Below are 18,332 nucleotides of genomic sequence, written 5' to 3'. Positions count from 1 at the left end.
AAGCACGGTCGCTTACCTAAAAGCATTTTTCGTCTTGGTTTTGATTTTCTGCGTCATATCATCTTTGACATCCATCTCAATTCCGAGGCTTTCTTCAACTCCATTAAATTTTTGTCCTGTACTTAGATCCTGACCCATGAAAGGCGATCGCGATGGTCATCACTTCACTCAACCTCATTCTTGAGCGACTTTTCCTTTCTCCCTGCATTGATGGCAACATTGGTTGCTCTTGCCAGTGTTTTTCAAAGCTTTGGCAAAAATCATCCACTTCACAGAAGATTCGCGTGATATCCAAGTGCGATACGATACTGTTCATATTGCTGAGGCTTTTAGTTTGTCAAACCTAGTCTCAGCTTTTCTTTTGCTTTTGTCTACTCCATCGAACTCACGTTTGCTTGCAGCGTTGGGATAATTGAGTTTGATGCTATCCGACATCAATCAATAAATGATCTTTTAGCAGATGGAGATCGCCTAATGTACACATAAAAACATGATAAACGCACAGGGGAAACTGTTGCCAAATAAGCTTTAAAAGTATAAGGCGGCACTTCGTGCCGCCTTATACTTTTAGTTCTTCTTGCGACCTTCTTGATCATAATAATCAGGTTTAATGACCTGCTTCGCTCTGGCGATCGCTAAAGCGTTAGAATCCACATTTTCTACAATTGTCGAGCCTGCGGCAATATTGACATTCTCACCAATTTGAATTGGTGCAACTAGAACCGAGTTAGAACCAGTTTTGCTGCGATCGCCGATTACAGTTTGATGCTTTTTAAAGCCGTCATAGTTAGCCGTAATCGTACCTGCACCGATGTTTACTTGTTTACCGAGCGTAGCATCGCCGAGATAGCTAAGATGAGCAGCGTTGGTGCGATCGCCTACCTTGGCATTCTTCAACTCCACAAAGTTCCCAATCCGACATTTTTCACCCACCATTGACTCACCACGAATCCGCGCAAATGGCCCGATCCGACAGTTATCCGCAATTTGACTATCTTCAATCACCGAGAATTGCACAGTGCAGTTCTCGCCAACCATGCTATTTGACAACATACTCGAAGGTCCAATCGTTGTACCTGAACCAACTTTAGTGTTACCGCGCAAATGGGAATGTGGCTCGATAATCACATTAGGAGCTAGTTCCACTTCATCATCAATGGTAATCGTTTCAGGAAGTAGCATGGTGACACCAGCACGCATCCATTTTTCTCGCGCTCTTTTTTGCAAGACATCATAGGCATGGGATAGCTGGATGCGATCGTTAATGCCCAGACTCTCATCGGGATCTTCTAAATCACTGGCATAAACTGATTTGAGATAGTCAAAAACTTCAGTCAGATAATATTCCTGTTGAGCGTTATTGGTGGTGAGTTTCGGTAGAGCCTGAGCTAATTCTTGCCAATCGAAGCAATAAACACCCGTACTAACACGCTGATTGAGAAGCTGTTCAGGATTACAGTCACGATGTTCGATGATGCGTTCGATCTTCATATCGCGATCGCAGAATACACGACCATAGCCCGTCGGATTGGGCAGAATAGCTGTGAGTACAGTAGCAGAAGCTTTGTGTTGACGATGACTATCGATTAAAGCTTGAATTGTTTCTGTTCGCATTAGAGGTGAGTCACCCGTAAGTACAACTAGTTCACCTGCAAAATCTGCTAAAGGTTCCAATAATTGCTGAATTGCATGACCCGTTCCTAATTGCTCCGTTTGTTCTGCAAATTCTAGTTGCGGATAATCTGCGAGCGCAGCCCGAACCTGATCGCTACAATAACCAATAATCGCAATACGGCGATCGGCTTTGAGAGAGTCTGTAGCATTGAGAACACGCTCAACTAATGATTTTCCTCCTAGTGGTTGTAATACTTTGGGTAACGCGGACTTCATGCGCGTTCCTTTACCCGCCGCTAAGACTGCTACTGCTAACATATTTTTCTCTTTCTCCATTGATAATAACTATTGGGGCTTGGAGACCAAGCCCCTACCTTTGATAATAACTATTGGGGCTTGGAGACCAAGCCCCTACCTTTGATAATAACTATTGGGGCTTGGAGACCAAGCCCCTACCTTTACAAAAATATGTAGAGATTTGGTCTCCAAATCCTCTTTTAAAATGACATAGAAAAATCATGAGTGCTATCCATTAGGACGACTCATTTGCTCAAGATTGAGAACTTCTGCTAGCTTTTCTTCGGTCATCAATCCCTTGTCCAAAACCACTTGACGTAGAGATTTACCTGTTGCTAGGGATTCCTTGGCGACATCAGCAGCATTGAGATAACCGATGTGGGTATTTAAGGCGGTCACCAGAGAAAGGCTACCTTCGGCATAGGCTACACATCGATCTTCAACCGCCACGATTCCTCTAATACATTTTGTCGCAAGAGTATCGATCGCATTACCCAAAATCTCAATACTCTGAATCAAATCGTAGGCAATCAAAGGCATCATCACATTTAGTTCCAATTGACCCGCTTGAGCTGCAAAGGCGATCGCTGTGTCGTAACCGATGACTTGATAACAAACCATATTTGTCATTTCGGCAATCACGGGATTATATTTGCCTGGCATGATGGATGAGCCTGGTTGTACTGGTGGTAATTGAATCTCGCGCAAACCTGTCTTAGGACCCGAATCCATCAAGCGCAAGTCATTGGCAATTTTGCAAGTATCTTGGGCAAGGTTGCGGATTGCACCCGAAACATTCACAAAGGGAGCCATACTCTGCATTGCAGCCATCAAGTTACTAGCGGGCTTCAGTTCAAATCCTGTAATCTCGCTTAGTTTTTCAGCAACGCGATCGCAATACTGCGGATGCGTATTTAGTCCTGTACCTGACGCACTCCCGCCTAAACCCAAGGTTTTTAAATCATTAGCTGCTAGGTGAATGCGTTTAATATGATCGCTAATAATCTGAGCATAGGCTTGAAATTCATCACCAAGTCTGACGGGGACAGCATCCTGTAAATGGGTACGTCCAGATTTGACGATTCCTGCAAAGGCGATCGCTTTAATCCGTAACTGTTCACTGAGATTTGCTAAAGCAGGAAATAGGACATGATCAAGGGCTAATAATGCACCAATCCGAATCGCTGTGGGAATTACATCATTAGTAGACTGTCCATAATTCACATGATCGTTAGGGTTTACATTTTGGTAATTACCCTTAACGTCACCCAAAATCTCTAGGGCGCGATTGGCTAATACTTCATTGATATTCATGTGATGCGATGTACCAGCACCCGCCTGATAGACATCCACAACAAACTGATCCCGTAACTGTCCATCTAATATTTCATCTGTCGCCGCCGCGATCGCCATGCCCATCCCCACAGGAATACAACCGAGTTCAGCATTAACTAATGCTGTAGCTTTTTTGATCAGCAAACAAGCGTCCACAAAGGTGGGCAGGGGCTTAAGTCCACTAATTTTAAAGTTATCGATCGCCCTTACAGTTTGAATACCATAGTAAACATCATCGGGCAGGGACATTTCCCCCATAGAGTCGCGTTCGGTTCTAGTCATAGGAATCTTGTGATCGGCTGTTTTTTTAGATATGCGTTATAGCTTAATGTTAACTTGGCAAGTCGAGATTAAATTCATTTATTTGCCCTAAAGAATGGCGATCGCTATCGAACATATCAAGTTGAGAGTAATGTTATAGATTAGCGATCACGCTTATCAGGTGATCGCGCAATAGCTTCTAAATTTAAATCTTTATGATCTCATCCCAAAAAGTGCGTGGATTGATAACTGAAGTATTTTGAATTGGTTTCAGTACAAGCAAGTCACTGTCTCCAGTAATCAGATAAGAAGCTTCACCATTTAGCGCTAAGTCGATAAATTTATCATCTTTCGGATCTCGACATAATTGAACTTGATTCAAAATCTCGACAAACAACCATACCGTTTTGATGCGGATAGATAATCCATCAATATCGTCACGATCAATGTACTTAGAAAATTTTGAGCGTCCTAAAACAGATAAAACTTCGGTGAGAGTAGCAGTAGAGTATAAAATAACGCCATTGTCTTCTCCCCAATTTAGGATTTTGGCTGAAATAGACGCTGGGGATAAAATGGCGCTGACTAAGACATTTGTATCAAGAACTAAGCGTATAGAACTATTCGTCATCACTCAACAGTTCATTTAACTTTTCTTCCGTTAAGCCACGTTTTTGTGCTTTTTTTGCAATACTAGCCCTGAATTGTTGAAATTCTTGAATATTAATACGAGTAATGCGTTTATAGTCTTCAATAGACATAATTACAGCAACATCACGATTCTGTTTGCGGATCATCACAGGTTCACGCTGGGCTTTATCAATGACTGCGCCAAAAGACTGTTTGGCTTCTGTTGCTGAAACAATTTGCATAGCTTTAGCTCTTTTTCTTACATTATAGACAAAATAGACAGTTTGTCCATAATTATGAACGCGATCGCTCTTAGTTAGGCGATTATTCAAATATCTCCATCTTGAATGCTTTTGGTATAATTACCGATAATCAAATGGCTTAGGATGTAAATCATGAGTATTGCCTTAAAAATTGAGCAAGAGCAGTTTATTCAAAAGAAGCTCAATAGTGGTAAGTATAGCTCTGCTGATGAGGTGATTTTTGAGGCGTTTCGGTTGCTTGAGGAAAGAGATCAGCATTACGAGCAATGGCTGCAAGATACTCGGCAAAAGGTAGCTGAAGGTTTAGCTCAATTAGATCGGGGTGAAGGCCTGGATAGTGAGCTTGTTATAGCAAGATTGAAAGAAAGGGTTCGTAATGCTCGTGAGAATCTTCAATGACAAGCTACATTATTTCTCCATTAGCAAGTCGAGATTTGGATGATATCTTTGACTATTTTGCAGAGTTTAGTGTTGATGCTGGCGAGAGATTTGTTGATGACTTCAATAAGAAATGTCGTAACTTAGTCGCTTTTCCTAGTATTGGTCGTGCCTATACTGAGATAGATACTTCTTTGCGTGGTATTCCTTTGAGTGGCTATATCATCTTCTATCGAGTGAACGAGAACTTAATTGAGATTGTCCGAGTGGTAAGTGGGCATAGAGATTTGGCTTCTTTATTCAGAGGAAGTAGTGATATAGATTAGAGATCGCCACATCAGACAATTAAAAACGTAGGGGCAATTCATGAATTGCCCCTACGTTTCAGGGTTTTTCTTAACCCGTTTTTTCTTCTCGACTTTGAGCAATGGCGCAGTTAGGGCCTCATAGAGGCTAAATAAATATTCGATGCGGTTTAGTTCGCTAACGAAGGGCTGGGGACGATAGCAAAGGTCTACGGCTTTGTCTAGGGTTTGATGTGCCTTTACCAAGTCGGGCGGCATGGTGACAGGATCATAGAGATCAGCAAGGCTGCTATCGGGATATTTTGCCCTTGTGTCTAATACTGCTTGCGCGGCAGTTTCCACTTTTTGCTTTTGTTTGTTACTAACGTTTTCAGGGAATGGATAGTTGTTGTAAACGATTGTATTGGAATAGCGAAAATCGCTCTTTAATCTTCCACAGACATATCTCACCCAAGTCATATGCATTTCCGAAGTGAGCATACCGAAATGATAGATAGTCGCGTTAGGTAAAGCAATACAACTATCATTTACAATAAAGTCTTTTGAATAAAAGCTAAATGGAATATATTTCCTTGTTTCAGAAGAAGTTCGAGGAACTAGCAAGAAATCACTGTTAGGTTGCCTTGGTTCAGCAAAAAGAGTAGGCAAGTTTGCCATGTCACGAGTTTGAGGTTTTAGACTTTCTAGGCGATACTTTTTAACAGATTCAATTCTTTCTAGGATCTTGGGTAGCTTCTTGATTTCGCTTGGTGGTATATCTCGTAAATAGAGAACCCATCTATTTTTACCATTTAAAAACTCTTCGCCGCTCAAAATTGGACGGAAAAATTTAACCGATTCTGGTTCTTTAGATATAAAATCTTGTTTCTCATCGTCATTAAAAAGATAAAATCCTCCATCAACAATTTTATTGCCATAAAGCATTTCAGGAATATTACAAATCGGTTTAGTCTTTTTTAGGATGACTAAATCATTTCCTTCGACTAAATAAGAATTGATGTTTTTAACTTTTCTTTCTGTTGGCTCACCTTTAATATCTAGATAATCAAAAATCATTTTGTTCTCAACATCCTGTAAACCAAATCCAATAATCACACAATGCACTGCCGCATTACCTTTCGCCTCATTGCTCCAACGAAAAGTTCGATGAGCAAAATGAATTTTTATCTTGTAATTGTTATAAAGTTCTTGCCAAAGAATTCCCACCTGTTCTCCTTGGGCAATTGAATTTGTACTGACAAAAGCACAGTAAATATTAGTTTTTTGGATAAATTGAGCAGCTTTAAGATACCAAGCTGCTACATAATCCAAGACACCTGCACCTTTAACTTCTGCAAAAACACTCTGTATATCGTCTTTCTGCTCCTTGCTTTTCTCTTGTTTGCCAACAAATGGTGGATTTCCTAAAATAAAATGCAGTTTCTCTTTGGGAATAACTGAATGCCAATCAATTCTTAACGAATTACCATGTATGATTTTGGCAGCTTTCTCTAGTGGCAGTCTGGTAAAATACTGCCCAAACTCATTACTCACCTTCAAATTCATTTGATGATCGATCAACCACATCGCCACCTCAGCCACCCGCACCGCAAACTCATCATACTCAATCCCCGCAAACTGATCCACATCGACTTGAATAATTGAGCTAACATCAGTCACCAACTGCCCCTTCTTATTCAATTCCAGTAAAATCAATATTTCTAAATCTCGCAACTCCCGATAAGTGATAATCAAAAAATTACCGCAACCACAGGCAGGATCGAGAAATTGCAAATCTGCAATCTTTTGATGTAACTCCTCTAGCTTATTGCGACTACCCTTCGCTTTCTCAAACTCAACATACAAATCATCCAAAAAAAGCGGTCTAATCAGCTTTTGGATATTCTTTTCAGAAGTATAATGCGCCCCCAAATTGCGCCGTTCCGTCTGATTCATCACCGCCTGAAACATCGACCCAAAAATTGCAGGAGAAATCTTACCCCAATCAAAGGCACAAGCCTCAAGCAACATTTCACGCATCTGCCGATCAAACGCCGCAGGTTGCAAAGGTTCATCAAATAACTTCCCATTCACATAGGGAAACTGCATCAAACTCTCATCTAAATTCTTTAATCGCTTCTCTTTTGGCGTATTCAAAACATGGAAAATCGAAGCAATATGCATCGCCAAATCGCTACCATCTTCCTTAGTGTGGCGATCGACATATTCCCAGAAAATCCCCTTCTCAAAAATGCTCGTATCATCAGCAAATAGACAAAATAACAGCCGTACCAGATACACCTCTAAGTCATGCCCACTATAGCCAATGTCTTTTAGGCGATCGTGTAGTTTCCCCATCAACTCCGCCGCCGCAATATTAACAGGATCTTCATCCTTATAAACCCGTTTCTCATATCCCGCCATAAAGCCGAATAGATGCACATGGTTTACAAAATCCTTTAGCTCAAATTCTGAACTAGCATTTGTATCCAAATCGTAGAGCCTGAATTTCTGGAAATCCGACACCAAAATATATTTGGGTAACTCATGCTCCTTTAAATTGGGAAAATAATCCTTAGCTTGTTGGGTCGCCTTGTCTAAGTCCTTGCCCCTAGACTTATGCTCCACCAAAATCGTCCCCTTCCAAAGCAAATCAATAAACCCTTGCTTGTTATCTGCCTTCTTAATCGGTAGCTCAAAACTTCCCACCCGCCGCCGCGAAATGCCAAACACATTAAAAAAGTCATTCCAAAAAGACTGTGACTCTGACTTCTCTGAAGTCTCACTTTCCCACTCCTTAGAAAAGGCGATCGCCCTTTGCTTAATCTCATTCCAACTTAGCGGCATATCTGGAAACGTTACGACATAATTTTAGATAATATTTATACTAGCATTCGTTTTATAAAACTACCTATAATTAACTTGAGGAGAGAAAACAACGGTCAGAAGGCGATCGCTTACTTTCTTCAATTTTTTGCAAACAACAAAAATCTAAAAAAATCTCTGATTGCACTCAGGAAAACTCAGTATTAAACAGCCTGACTGAAAAAGCATTCTTTAGAATTATGCTTTTTTGTATTAAGAGATGACCACTATAGTATGATCCTCTCAGTCCACAGCGAACGATCCCATACAGCTATAACATATGCGTATCGCCATATTTACCGAGACATTCCTGCCAAAAGTTGATGGCATCGTTACTCGCCTCAAATATACCGTCGAATATCTAGTTAAACTCGGTAATCAAGTATTGGTGTTTTCGCCTGACGGTGGACTTAAAGAATATTGTGGTGCAGAGATTTATGGAGTATCAGCCTTTGACTTCCCACTATATCCAGAACTAAAACTAGCCCTGCCTCGCCCTTCAATTGGTCATGCTCTAGAACAGTTCAAACCTGACATTGTGCATATCGTCAATCCTGCAATTTTGGGAATGGCAGGACTGTACTATGCCAAATCGATGAACTATCCACTGATGGCTTCCTATCACACGCATTTACCCCAATATTTACAGCATTACGGTTTGGGGTTTCTGGAGGGATTGATGTGGGAATTAGTCAAAAACACCCACAATCAAGCAGCATTAAATCTTTGTACTTCGACAGCGATGATTGAAGAGCTGCGATCGCATGGTGTCGAACGCCTTGATCTATGGCAGCGTGGTGTGGATACAGTGCAGTTTCACCCTAAGTTTAAAAGTGCGGAAATGCGATCGCGCCTTACCCAAGGACATCCTGAAGACACTCTATTTCTGTATGTGGGCAGACTTTCGGCAGAAAAGGAAATTCAGCAAATTTTGCCAGTACTCAACGCCATCCCCAATAGTCGCCTTGCCTTAGTGGGCAATGGTCCCTATCGCCAAGAGTTGGAGAAAATTTTTGCAGGGACAAATACCCATTTTGTGGGTTATTTGCATGGTGACGATCTTGCCTCGGCGTTTGCCTCTAGTGATGCGTTTTTATTCCCATCGCGTACAGAAACTCTCGGCTTAGTCTTGCTCGAAGCGATGGCAGCAGGTTGTCCTGTGGTTGCGGCAAATTCAGGCGGTATTCCCGATATTGTCACCAATGGGATCAATGGTTATTTGTTCGAGCCGAATGACAGCAATGGTTTGTCTCTGGCAGCTCAAAATCTTTTGCAAAATCGCAATGAATATATGTGCATCGAAGCCCGTCTAGAAGCTGAAAAATGGGGTTGGGATGCAGCGACGCGACAATTACAAAACTACTATGAGCAAACGATCGCCGCTTGTAAACCCGTTTTAATTAATTAATGGCATACTCCCTCAAAAATTATTAAGGCGGGCTACGCCCGCCTTAATAATTTTTGGGTTTGTTTTTAAAGAAGTATTGCGATCGCGTCCTAAAGCGGTATTCCTTCGCAGTACAATGGCGATCGCCATCATTATGTCATAAGTATAAATACTCTCTTGATTTCCCTTGAACTCGCTACCGAAATTTACCATCGCCCTTTGCTTTCTCTAGTTTTTGAGGCTCAGACGATCCATCGCCAGTATCACCAAACCGATGCTGTCCAGATGTGTACGCTCTCAAACATTAAGTCAGGTCGTTGTCCTGAAGATTGCAAATATTGTCCTCAAAGCGCTCGCTATCCGACAGGAGTAGAGACTTATCCTCTATTGCCATTGGCTGAAGTGATCAGTCAAGCAGAAGAGGCAAAACAGCATGGTGCAACGAGATTTTGTATGGGGGCGGCTTGGCGCAATGCTCCTGAAGGGGAAGAGTTTGAGCGCGTGTTACAAATGGTCGAAGCCGTCGCAGGAATGGGAATGGAAGCCTGCGTAACCATGGGAATGCTGCGCCCAGAGCAGGCTCAACAGCTAGCAAAAGCGGGGCTAACTGCCTATAACCATAATCTTGATACTTCCGAAAGCTTCTATCCTGAAATTATTACAACCCGCACCTATCGCGATCGCCTCGAAACGATCCAGCATGTTTCAGAAGCAGGCATTCAAGTTTGCTGTGGTGGCATTGTCGGCATGGGTGAGACTGACAGCGATCGCATTGATCTTTTGCATACTCTCGCTAATCTCTCACCACAACCAGAGTCAGTACCAATTAATGCGCTATCGGCGGTAGAAGGAACTCCCTTTGGCGATCTACCAGCGATCGATCCTTTGGTTTTAGTGCGGATGGTAGCGACGGCAAGAATCCTGATGCCCAAAGCTGTGGTGAGACTTTCCGCAGGACGCGATCGGCTCAGTGTCTCCGATCAAGCTTTATGCTTCCTCGCAGGTGCAAATTCTATCTTCTCCAGTGAGAAATTGCTCACTACAGCAAATCCAGACTGGCAAGATGATGCAGCAATGTTTGCGAGACTGGGTATTATGCCAAAAGAGTTAGTATAATCCTTGAAAGATTGAAATTTTCATTAGGACATAAAACCCAAGAATTGACTGGCGGCGCGGAGCGCCGCCAGTCAATTCTTGGGTTTTGATTAGCTATACTGACAATAACTAGCAGCAAAGGTAAAGCGATGATCCAAACTTTAGCTAAGGCAGAAAATCAATATCTCATTAAACGAGCTGTAACTTGGGAGCAATTTAAAACCTTGCAATCCGCCTTTGATGAAATTGGTGGTACGCGGATGATTTATTGCGAGGGAGAACTAGAAATAATGGGCATTGGTTTACTTCATGAAATGATGTCCAGTTTGCTTGGGATGTTGTTAGGCTATTACTTTACAATTAAACGCATTCGTTTCACAGCGACAGGAGCTTATACACAAACGATTGAACCGAGGCTTGAGTTTCAGTCTGATTTATCCTTTGCTTTTGGTAATGATCCCGCAAAGACTGATCTATGCATCGAAGTTGTTGTTACTAGCGGAAGTGTTAAAAAGCTAAGGAAATATCAATTAAGAGGTATTCCTGAAGTTTGGTTCTGGCAAGATGGCAAAATAAGTATTTATCGCTTAGAGAATAGCGAATATGTGAAAGTTAAAACTAGTGTCTGGTTACCTGATTTAGATATTGAACATTTAGAACAATGTTTGTTAATGGATTCGCAGTTGGATGCTATGAGCGCTTTTGAAGAAAAATATGCTTAATACCAAAGCACAAAATGACTACGCCATTTTGTGCTTTTAAAACCCTGACTGGATTTAGTACTATAGCAATGTAAGAGATAGCTCGGACAAAAATCAAAACCAAAAAGATGAGTGGCGGCGCTTCGCGCCGCCACTCATCTTTTTGGTTTTATGTCCTAAGCAAAACTTACATTGCTATAAATCTAGGGATTTGGGCTTGGAGACCAAGCCCCTACAGGTGCGAAATGTTGTAGGGATGTGGTCTCCAAATCCTCTTTCAAGACAAATTTGCATAATAAAAAAGCTCCCAAAGGGAGCTTTTTTATTATGCAAATTCTGGTCTACCCTGTGACATGAAATGCTTTTGTGAACTCATTTCAGGTTCTCCATCATTAGGGACTCTCTGGATATAAGTTCCATCTGCCTTGAGATCCCAAGCTTGGCGATTGTCAGCAAGGATGATTTCCAGAATCTGCTTGAGTTCTTTAACTAGAGAGCCTTCCACAATAGGAGTAATCACCTCAACACGCGCATCAAGGTTGCGTGGCATCCAGTCAGCACTGCCGATGTAGACCTGTTCTTCTCCTCCATTACTGAAGTAGAAGATGCGTGAATGTTCGAGAAAGCGCCCGATCACACTAATTACTCTGATGCGATCGCTTAAGCCCTTAACTTTAGGACGAATACAACAGATCCCACGAATGATTAGATCAATATTCACTCCGACTTGTGAAGCCTCATATAGAGCCGAGATAATCTCAGGATCAACTAGTGAGTTCATCTTGGCAATGATATAGGAAGGATAGCCTTGCTTTTGATGTTCGATTTCGCGTTGAATTAACTTCAAAAACTTCTCTCGCATATTCACAGGCGCAACTAACAACTTGCGATAATCACGCTGACGAGAGTAACCAGTGAGATAGTTAAATAGATCCGTTAAATCTGCGCCCAAATCATCATTACAGCTAAAAATACCAAGATCACTGTAAAATCTCGCTGTTTTTGGGTTGTAATTGCCAGTACCGATATGCACATAACGAACTAGGCGATCGCCTTCTTGCCGCACCACTAGAGCCGTCTTAGTATGAGTTTTGAGATTCTTTAACCCATAGACTACATGTACACCAGAATTCTCCAGTTTCTTTGCCCAGAGAATATTATTCGCCTCATCAAATCTTGCCTTTAGCTCTACCAATACCGCTACCTGCTTGCCATTCTCCGCAGCTCTTACTAATGCATGGACAATTGGCGAATCCCCAGAAGTTCGATATAGAGTCTGTTTAATTGCTAGAACATCAGGATCGTTAGCCGCCTCTTCAATAAATCGCTGCACTGTGGTTGTAAAGGACTGATAGGGATGATGAACTAGAAAATCGCCCTCTTGAATAATTTCAAAAAAACTTTTCCCCTGCTCATATCCTTCCTTCAATCGTGGATGGGTAACTGATTTCCAAGGCTTATCTTGATGTTCGGGCATGGGCAAAAAAGCGAGGGACATCAGACCGCCTAGTCCAATGAGACCAGGGATATCATATACATCAGCTTCTGTAATTCCCAATTGTGCAATTAGCTCTTTGCGGATTTCTGGAGGGATATCCCTAGCAATTTCCATTCGTACAACTGAGCCAAACTTCTGCTTGCGTAGCTCTTCTTGTAAAGCGGAAATCAAGTCATCGGCTTCTTCTTCTTCGATATCCAGTTCTGCATCACGAGTAATCCGAAATGGATAATAACTGAGAATCTCCATTCCTGGAAATAACGCATCAAGGTTATGGGCAATGACCTGTTCTAAAGGTACAAAGGTATGATCATCGGTCTCAGGAATTTTGACAAACCTTGGTAATACATTAGGTACTTTCACCCGCGCAAAGTTCTTTTCCTTAGTTTCGCGATCGCGCACAATCACAACTAAATTTAAACTCAGGTTGGAGATGTAAGGGAATGGGTGAGCAGGATCGACGGCTAAGGGAGTGAGTACGGGAAATAACTTTTCTTGAAAATAGGTTTTGAGATAGCGCTGATGTTTCTTATCAATATTTTTGTAGTCTAAGAGTTTTACTCCATGTCTATGCAACTCTGGACGCAGGGTATTCTCGAAAAACTCATGCTGCATCGTTACTAATGGTACAAGCGCTTCCCGAATTACTTGCAACTGCTTTTCTGGACTCAGCCCATCATCGGAAATAATATCCATCTGCTCCGAAAACTTTTTCTTCACCCTTGCAACTCTAACCATGAAAAACTCATCAAGGTTAGTACTAAAAATTGCGAAAAATTTAGCGCGTTCTAGTAGTGAGGTTCGCGAGTCAATGCCTTCACTTAAAACTCTTTTGTTGAATGCAACCCAGCTTAGTTCGCGATTAAAAAAATACATGGAGCGATCGACGGAATCAGCATCAGACTTTGCATGTTGCTTACCAATTGTCTCTGAATTCTCTGGCAAAGATTCTAAAATTTCTCCCAAGTCCGTATTGATGATGTCAACTTCTTCTGGAGAGCTATCGGCATTTTTCTGAACTAAATCTTTTTTGGTTCTGGTCATAGGAGCAAATCTTTCATCTTGCGTAAAATCAGTTAAGTACTAGATTACCGAAGTATCGGTCATTGCTATGTGAGCTTAAACACTTCACCACAATAAACCAACTTAAAGATCTAAGGATGGTTCGTTAGCACCATCCTTAGATCTACCACAATCACCGATCAAACAAACCATGAGATTTTTTGAAAGTGTTACGTTTCTACACTTTTAAAAAATCTAGCCCAAGAGTGCCTCAATATCTTTACGCAAATCTGCATCTTCAGGCGCAACACTAGAAGGGTAGTATTTCACGACTTTACCTTCTTTATCAACTAGAAACTTATTGAAGTTCCATTTTACTTGGCTACCTGTAGTTTCAGTAAGGTATTTGTAAGCATCTGTCATGTCACTCCCGCTTACTTTTACCTTGCTAAACATGTCGAAGGTGACATCGTAGGTGAGAGAGCAGAAGCTCTTGATTTCTGCTTCAGTCCCTGGCTCCTGTGCGCCAAAATCGTTACTAGGAAAGCCAAGAATCTCAAAACCCTTGTCTTTGTATTCACGATAAAGAGACTCTAGCCCTTTGTATTGCTTGGTGTAGCCACATTTAGAGGCTACGTTGACAACTAAGGCGACTTTGCCTTTGTACTGAGCGAGATCAACTGGTTGATCATCGATGTTGGTGAGCTTGAAATCGTAAAGTGTGGACATATTTCAGATTATTAGGGTTTATATGGGAGTTGTTTTTGAGGTTGCTATAGTTAGTAAAGACTGATTTCATAACTATTTAGCAATTTGCAGCGATCGCATGGCAAGTGTAATTATCCTAATTGGTGTACCCGCTAGTGGCAAATCTAGCCTTGCTGAGAAGATGCTATATGCTTCTAGTCAGAATAGTAGCAGCCTAACTTATGGGGCAACTCAACTAATCAGCCCCGATCGCATCCGAGCTTCACTCTATGGATCAGCATCTACGCAGGGAGATTGGGCGGAGATTTGGGAGCAGGTACAACAGTCATTTGCCAATGCCGCGAAATCGCAACAATCTGTAATATATGATGCCACAAATTATAAACGCGAGTATCGCAAAGATGTTATCGACCTCGCTAAGGCTCATGGGTTTAAGCCAATTACGGGTATTTGGCTAGATGTGCCACTCTGGATTTGCCTATCCCGTAATGAGGTACGCGATCGCGTAGTTCCTGAAGATGTTGTCATAGATATGTATCGCACCCTTTCCTATAACCCACCTACTCTCAGTGAAGGCTTTGATCGCATCTTGTTTCGAGATCAAAAATTAGACAACGAATGGATTGACTAAAACCCAGAAAATTGGCGGCGTGATGCGCCACCAATTTTCTGGGTTTTAGAGATGCGCGTTTTGTGTTAGCTTAAATAGACTCAATCTCTAAGGGGTACAGTAGGTTAAAATGGCTAAGCGCCGCAATCAGAAAAAAGAAAAAGCTCTTCGCAACCAAGCGTATGCGCGTAAGTTTCGTAAGCGCACCCCTATGGGTCGCTTTGGACGTAGAAGACCAATGGGCAGCTATAACGATCCTGAAGATTCTGAATCCAATGGAGCTGCTGATACAGGTGCAGCCGATACTGGCGCTGCTGATACTGGCTCTGGTGGCAATAAATTCTAATCTGAATTCTGGCGATCGCCTTCCAGTATTCTACAGATCATGACCACAAGTTTTGCCCTTGCCTTACATACAACAACTACAAAGTTAGAGCTTGCGATCGCGGAAATTAACCCAAATTCTGATCGCAATTCTCAAATTTATATCATCCACAAGCAGCAGTCATGGGAACTAGGCAGAGAGCTATCTGTACAGTTACATGACTGTTTAAATGTGTTTATGGGTGATCTTGCATGGACTGACTTGGCTTTTTTAGCGATCGCCACGGGCATTGGTAGCTTTACTGGCACAAGGATCGGTGTTGTGGTAGCAAGGACGATTGGTGAGCAGTTACAGATTCCTGTATATGGAATTGACTGTGAGTCAATAGTCACTAAAGCGCAACAATCTGATCCACCTTTATCCCTAGGCGAAAGTTTGCTAGCGATCACCCACGATCAATGGCAAACTCAATGGCAAACAGGAGTTTATCCAAATTGGCAAGATGTTTTGCCAATTTATGAGCAGTAACAAAAAAAGGCGCAATGCGCCTTTTTTTGTGGATAAGCAGCACTATATTCCCCCCTCTGGTTAGCAAAGTGATAGAATCATAAGCGCTGAAAGTACATAAAAGTTGAATTTTCTTAACTAGCGATCGCTCGTTAGATCTAAGGGGGAACCATTTTATTACCTAAGCAAAATCCACCTACGACGGTAGTTATTCCCAGCTTGACCTATGCTTCAAGACGCGATCGCCATTCGTCATTATCAAAAGATTACCGACTCCCTTGTCGAAATGTCAGAACGTGGTTATCGTTCGACCGACGAGATGAGGCTCTTTTTAGACGGTTACTTATCAGCTCTGCGGGCTACTAATGCTGTAGAAGTCCATCACATCCACCGTCTCGAAGAAGAAGTAATCCGATTTTTATATGATTCTTCTAACTTTGCATCTCCCTATGAGTTGGAGATGGAAGTTGAGCGCGGAGAAAGGTAAACGCTGTGTCTAATCCCTGCGGTAAGCGGAGTCTGAAAGCGATCTTGCTTGACGACTTGCAACCCTTGCTGCTCACAAAATATATCGAGCTGTTCACTTTCTTCGGGGAGCCATTGACCACGATATAGAACTGCTGTGCCGCTTTTTTTGAGAAAAGGCAATGCGTAATCTGCACAAATATCTGGCTTGCCCACGGCTCTTACTACTGCTAAGTCGTACTTCTTTTTGTACTGACCTAATTTATTAATGTCTTCGCCACGACCCCATTGGGCGATCGCATTAGATAGTCCTAAAGTTTGGATCGTCTCCTCGACAAAGGCAACCTTTTTTTGTTTGCTATCTACTAGGGTGACTTGCCATGTCGGTTTAGCGATCGCGATCGGTAATCCCGGAAACCCCGCCCCTGTACCAATATCAATTACCTTAATATCTTCCCGATCCCAAAAAGCTAATACCCCCCGCAACGAATCCCATAAATGTTTTTCCCAAAAATCATCCGCAGCCGTAATTCGAGTCAAATTTTGTTTGCTATTGCCCTCTAAGACTAATTCGTACAGCTTTTCAAATTGGTCTATTTGGTCAGGGTTGGGTGACCAGTTGAGCGTAGATAGCCAATGCTCACATAGATGGGAAAAGTGGGGCATAAAAAACATGAAGTAAACATTGCGCTTTGCGCGATCTCTACTTTATACCAAAACACAAAATGGCTACGCCATTTTATGTTTTGGTATTAACCCTTACTGGGTTTGGTTTTTAATTCCCAGAAGTATGGCTCATATAGCTGTCGCCAAGTGTATGAGGACATAAAACCCAAGAAGAGAATGGCGGCGCTTTGCGCCGCCATTCTCTTCTTGGGTTTTGCTTTTGTCTTAACACAATCGGCGGCAGCTATACTTTCGGGAATTGGTACTAAGACATTAGTCACAAAAAGAGTTACGTCGTGGAACGACGTAACTCTTTTTGTGACTAATATTTGCCGAAATTTAACATTAGGGATAAGATCGAAGGAACATTAAGATTCATGTAGCAATACTAAGCTGTTTCAAAAATTTTATTTTCCAGATAAACACTTTGAATATGTTCTAGATCGCTCAATATTATCAATTTCAGGTTTTAGGTAAAATCGCTATTTGCACAGTTAACCTAAACAAAAATTTAAAAAACATTATAAAAAGGAAATATCAATGACTGAACCAAAAACCAAAGTCCGCACAGCCTTTACCAAAGATGATCGTGGGATTTTAAATAATTGGGCGATCGAACCAAAGATGTATTTCGATGACAAGATCGATAAGAAAGCTGAGGCGAAAGGCGATGAGCAAAGTGGCGCTACAGAATATGCTGAACTCTTAAAAGGACGCTTGCCACTTATTGGCATTACCTTACTCGTCTTGACAATGATTGGGATTACCTTAGTTGCTATCGCTTAGGTGACTACTACCTCCCTTCCCAGTAAAAGAATAGCGTTGCGCCGCAACGCTATTCTTTTACTGGGAAGGAAGTAAGAAAAGAACTTTACAAATTATCGGTTTCTAAAATGGGGGCAAAGCTTGGATTTGCCCCTAGAATTATAGGCTATGACAATTCCCCAAGACCCAATTCAGTTTTTAACGCTTGCCGAAGCCCATGCGATCGATGGCGCAATGCTTTCGACAATGGAAAAATTTATGACCCGCATCACAGTTTCATCAATGCGGATTATTACTAAAGTTGCTGAAGACCTACATATTCATGCTGAAGATCTAGCCTCTAGTCAAATTGTGCATTGGATTGAAATGGATTCACAGATTCGACAAGAGCAAGGTGAAGATGCCGCCTTTTTGAAATGGACTTCGCCTCATCCTGATCTAGATTTTGAAGATACGCGACAGGATGAAGTTACAACTGCGAAGCTTTCCAGCCATGAAAAATTTCTCACGCGCATGGTCATTTCGGCAATGCAAGCATTAGTGGCGATCGCAAAAGATTACAGCACTCACATTGAAGATTTGACCGTAGCCCAGATCCTTACTTGGGTAGAACGCGATGCCAAGGTTAAACGAGAACAAGGTGTCGAGGCTGCATTTTTGTCATGGTAGTAGCTAA

Annotated in this window: 20 protein-coding genes; 11 read left to right on the top strand and 9 right to left on the bottom strand. The window is 41.9% G+C overall.

The window, feature by feature from the left end; genetic code table 11:
* Positions 1-567 precede the first annotated feature (567 nt).
* The 4 genes from glmU to VB775_RS23685 form a co-directional block, all read right to left on the bottom strand.
* The gene (glmU, locus tag VB775_RS23700; RefSeq protein ID WP_281006037.1) at positions 568-1,932 is read right to left on the bottom strand and encodes a bifunctional UDP-N-acetylglucosamine diphosphorylase/glucosamine-1-phosphate N-acetyltransferase GlmU; all 1,365 of its coding nucleotides are present in this window, start codon (positions 1,930-1,932) and stop codon (positions 568-570) included.
* A 207-nt stretch (positions 1,933-2,139) separates the two neighbouring features.
* Entirely contained in the window at positions 2,140-3,528 is a 1,389-nt protein-coding gene (locus tag VB775_RS23695; protein ID WP_281006038.1) for an aspartate ammonia-lyase, read from the bottom strand.
* A gap of 184 nt (positions 3,529-3,712) precedes the next feature.
* A complete protein-coding gene (locus VB775_RS23690) occupies positions 3,713-4,138 on the bottom strand; it encodes a putative toxin-antitoxin system toxin component, PIN family (RefSeq protein ID WP_281006039.1) in 426 nt (141 codons plus the stop codon).
* On the bottom strand, positions 4,128-4,379 hold the full coding sequence (locus VB775_RS23685) for a type II toxin-antitoxin system Phd/YefM family antitoxin (protein WP_407072995.1): 252 nt from the start codon (positions 4,377-4,379) through the stop codon (positions 4,128-4,130). Before VB775_RS23685 ends, VB775_RS23690 begins: the two co-directional genes overlap by 11 nt.
* Before the next feature lie 153 nt (positions 4,380-4,532).
* Between VB775_RS23685 and VB775_RS23680 the strand changes: the two genes are divergently transcribed.
* Together VB775_RS23680 and VB775_RS23675 are read left to right on the top strand one after the other, a co-directional pair.
* Entirely contained in the window at positions 4,533-4,799 is a 267-nt protein-coding gene (locus VB775_RS23680; RefSeq protein WP_281006041.1) for a type II toxin-antitoxin system ParD family antitoxin, read from the top strand.
* Positions 4,796-5,104: a type II toxin-antitoxin system RelE/ParE family toxin gene (locus tag VB775_RS23675; RefSeq protein ID WP_281006042.1), complete on the top strand. Its 309-nt coding sequence runs from the start codon at positions 4,796-4,798 to the stop codon at positions 5,102-5,104. The genes VB775_RS23680 and VB775_RS23675 overlap by 4 nt, the downstream gene beginning before the upstream one ends.
* Positions 5,105-5,155: 51 nt before the next feature.
* On the opposite strand, the gene VB775_RS23670 is transcribed toward VB775_RS23675, so the two are convergent.
* Positions 5,156-7,909, bottom strand: coding sequence for a DNA methyltransferase (locus VB775_RS23670; RefSeq protein WP_281006043.1), 2,754 nt, complete (start codon positions 7,907-7,909; stop codon positions 5,156-5,158).
* A 298-nt stretch (positions 7,910-8,207) separates the two neighbouring features.
* Between VB775_RS23670 and VB775_RS23665 the strand changes: the two genes are divergently transcribed.
* The 3 genes from VB775_RS23665 (at position 8,208) to VB775_RS23655 (ending at position 11,131) form a co-directional block, all read left to right on the top strand.
* Complete coding sequence (locus VB775_RS23665; RefSeq protein WP_281006044.1) at positions 8,208-9,335, top strand: glycosyltransferase family 4 protein; 1,128 nt, start codon at positions 8,208-8,210, stop codon at positions 9,333-9,335.
* Positions 9,336-9,491: 156 nt separating this feature from the next.
* Positions 9,492-10,430, top strand: coding sequence for a biotin synthase BioB (gene bioB, locus VB775_RS23660; protein ID WP_281006045.1), 939 nt, complete (start codon positions 9,492-9,494; stop codon positions 10,428-10,430).
* Between the two features lie 128 nt (positions 10,431-10,558).
* Positions 10,559-11,131 carry a Uma2 family endonuclease gene (locus tag VB775_RS23655; RefSeq protein WP_281006046.1) on the top strand — a complete coding sequence of 191 codons (573 nt, stop codon included), beginning with the start codon at positions 10,559-10,561 and terminating at the stop codon, positions 11,129-11,131.
* A 304-nt stretch (positions 11,132-11,435) separates the two neighbouring features.
* On the opposite strand, the gene ppk1 is transcribed toward VB775_RS23655, so the two are convergent.
* Complete coding sequence (gene ppk1, locus VB775_RS23650) at positions 11,436-13,652, bottom strand: polyphosphate kinase 1 (RefSeq protein WP_281006047.1); 2,217 nt, start codon at positions 13,650-13,652, stop codon at positions 11,436-11,438.
* Between the two features lie 213 nt (positions 13,653-13,865).
* On the bottom strand, positions 13,866-14,339 hold the full coding sequence (locus tag VB775_RS23645; RefSeq protein ID WP_281006048.1) for a glutathione peroxidase: 474 nt from the start codon (positions 14,337-14,339) through the stop codon (positions 13,866-13,868).
* 97 nt (positions 14,340-14,436) lie between these two features.
* On the opposite strand from VB775_RS23645, the gene VB775_RS23640 reads away from it, so the two are divergent.
* From VB775_RS23640 to VB775_RS23625, 4 genes are all read left to right on the top strand, one after another.
* Positions 14,437-14,949, top strand: coding sequence for an AAA family ATPase (locus VB775_RS23640; RefSeq protein WP_281006049.1), 513 nt, complete (start codon positions 14,437-14,439; stop codon positions 14,947-14,949).
* Between the two features lie 109 nt (positions 14,950-15,058).
* Complete coding sequence (locus VB775_RS23635) at positions 15,059-15,274, top strand: hypothetical protein (RefSeq protein WP_094530815.1); 216 nt, start codon at positions 15,059-15,061, stop codon at positions 15,272-15,274.
* 39 nt (positions 15,275-15,313) lie between these two features.
* Positions 15,314-15,781 carry a tRNA (adenosine(37)-N6)-threonylcarbamoyltransferase complex dimerization subunit type 1 TsaB gene (gene tsaB / locus VB775_RS23630; RefSeq protein ID WP_281006050.1) on the top strand — a complete coding sequence of 156 codons (468 nt, stop codon included), beginning with the start codon at positions 15,314-15,316 and terminating at the stop codon, positions 15,779-15,781.
* A gap of 205 nt (positions 15,782-15,986) precedes the next feature.
* On the top strand, positions 15,987-16,247 hold the full coding sequence (locus tag VB775_RS23625) for a DUF6761 family protein (RefSeq protein WP_281006051.1): 261 nt from the start codon (positions 15,987-15,989) through the stop codon (positions 16,245-16,247).
* Here the strand turns inward: VB775_RS23625 and rsmG are convergent.
* Both rsmG and VB775_RS23615 read right to left on the bottom strand, forming a co-directional pair.
* Positions 16,208-16,891: a 16S rRNA (guanine(527)-N(7))-methyltransferase RsmG gene (gene rsmG, locus VB775_RS23620; protein ID WP_281006052.1), complete on the bottom strand. Its 684-nt coding sequence runs from the start codon at positions 16,889-16,891 to the stop codon at positions 16,208-16,210. The two genes, VB775_RS23625 and rsmG, sit on opposite strands and share 40 nt — an antisense overlap.
* A gap of 86 nt (positions 16,892-16,977) precedes the next feature.
* A complete protein-coding gene (locus tag VB775_RS23615) occupies positions 16,978-17,172 on the bottom strand; it encodes a hypothetical protein (RefSeq protein ID WP_281006053.1) in 195 nt (64 codons plus the stop codon).
* A gap of 259 nt (positions 17,173-17,431) precedes the next feature.
* Between VB775_RS23615 and VB775_RS23610 the strand changes: the two genes are divergently transcribed.
* Together VB775_RS23610 and VB775_RS23605 are read left to right on the top strand one after the other, a co-directional pair.
* On the top strand, positions 17,432-17,677 hold the full coding sequence (locus tag VB775_RS23610; RefSeq protein WP_281006054.1) for a chlorophyll A-B-binding protein: 246 nt from the start codon (positions 17,432-17,434) through the stop codon (positions 17,675-17,677).
* Positions 17,678-17,824: 147 nt separating this feature from the next.
* Positions 17,825-18,325: a hypothetical protein gene (locus VB775_RS23605; RefSeq protein WP_190580220.1), complete on the top strand. Its 501-nt coding sequence runs from the start codon at positions 17,825-17,827 to the stop codon at positions 18,323-18,325.
* Positions 18,326-18,332: the final 7 nt, after the last annotated feature.

The organism is Pseudanabaena sp. CCNP1317 (assembly GCF_034931345.1).
In the GTDB taxonomy this organism is placed as follows: domain Bacteria; phylum Cyanobacteriota; class Cyanobacteriia; order Pseudanabaenales; family Pseudanabaenaceae; genus Pseudanabaena; species Pseudanabaena galeata.
Note: the sequence above shows the minus strand (reverse complement) of the source record. Positions and strands in the feature narration are given on the sequence as shown.

Coding starts and splice junctions, on each gene's coding strand:
- glmU (WP_281006037.1), bottom strand. CDS start 1,932: ATGTTAGCAGTAGCAGTCTTAGCGGCGGGTAAAGGAACGCGCATGAAG.
- VB775_RS23695 (WP_281006038.1), bottom strand. CDS start 3,528: ATGACTAGAACCGAACGCGACTCTATGGGGGAAATGTCCCTGCCCGAT.
- VB775_RS23690 (WP_281006039.1), bottom strand. CDS start 4,138: ATGACGAATAGTTCTATACGCTTAGTTCTTGATACAAATGTCTTAGTC.
- VB775_RS23685 (WP_407072995.1), bottom strand. CDS start 4,379: ATGCAAATTGTTTCAGCAACAGAAGCCAAACAGTCTTTTGGCGCAGTC.
- VB775_RS23680 (WP_281006041.1), top strand. CDS start 4,533: ATGAGTATTGCCTTAAAAATTGAGCAAGAGCAGTTTATTCAAAAGAAG.
- VB775_RS23675 (WP_281006042.1), top strand. CDS start 4,796: ATGACAAGCTACATTATTTCTCCATTAGCAAGTCGAGATTTGGATGAT.
- VB775_RS23670 (WP_281006043.1), bottom strand. CDS start 7,909: ATGCCGCTAAGTTGGAATGAGATTAAGCAAAGGGCGATCGCCTTTTCT.
- VB775_RS23665 (WP_281006044.1), top strand. CDS start 8,208: ATGCGTATCGCCATATTTACCGAGACATTCCTGCCAAAAGTTGATGGC.
- VB775_RS23655 (WP_281006046.1), top strand. CDS start 10,559: ATGATCCAAACTTTAGCTAAGGCAGAAAATCAATATCTCATTAAACGA.
- ppk1 (WP_281006047.1), bottom strand. CDS start 13,652: ATGACCAGAACCAAAAAAGATTTAGTTCAGAAAAATGCCGATAGCTCT.
- VB775_RS23645 (WP_281006048.1), bottom strand. CDS start 14,339: ATGTCCACACTTTACGATTTCAAGCTCACCAACATCGATGATCAACCA.
- VB775_RS23640 (WP_281006049.1), top strand. CDS start 14,437: ATGGCAAGTGTAATTATCCTAATTGGTGTACCCGCTAGTGGCAAATCT.
- VB775_RS23635 (WP_094530815.1), top strand. CDS start 15,059: ATGGCTAAGCGCCGCAATCAGAAAAAAGAAAAAGCTCTTCGCAACCAA.
- tsaB (WP_281006050.1), top strand. CDS start 15,314: ATGACCACAAGTTTTGCCCTTGCCTTACATACAACAACTACAAAGTTA.
- VB775_RS23625 (WP_281006051.1), top strand. CDS start 15,987: ATGCTTCAAGACGCGATCGCCATTCGTCATTATCAAAAGATTACCGAC.
- rsmG (WP_281006052.1), bottom strand. CDS start 16,891: ATGCCCCACTTTTCCCATCTATGTGAGCATTGGCTATCTACGCTCAAC.
- VB775_RS23610 (WP_281006054.1), top strand. CDS start 17,432: ATGACTGAACCAAAAACCAAAGTCCGCACAGCCTTTACCAAAGATGAT.
- VB775_RS23605 (WP_190580220.1), top strand. CDS start 17,825: ATGACAATTCCCCAAGACCCAATTCAGTTTTTAACGCTTGCCGAAGCC.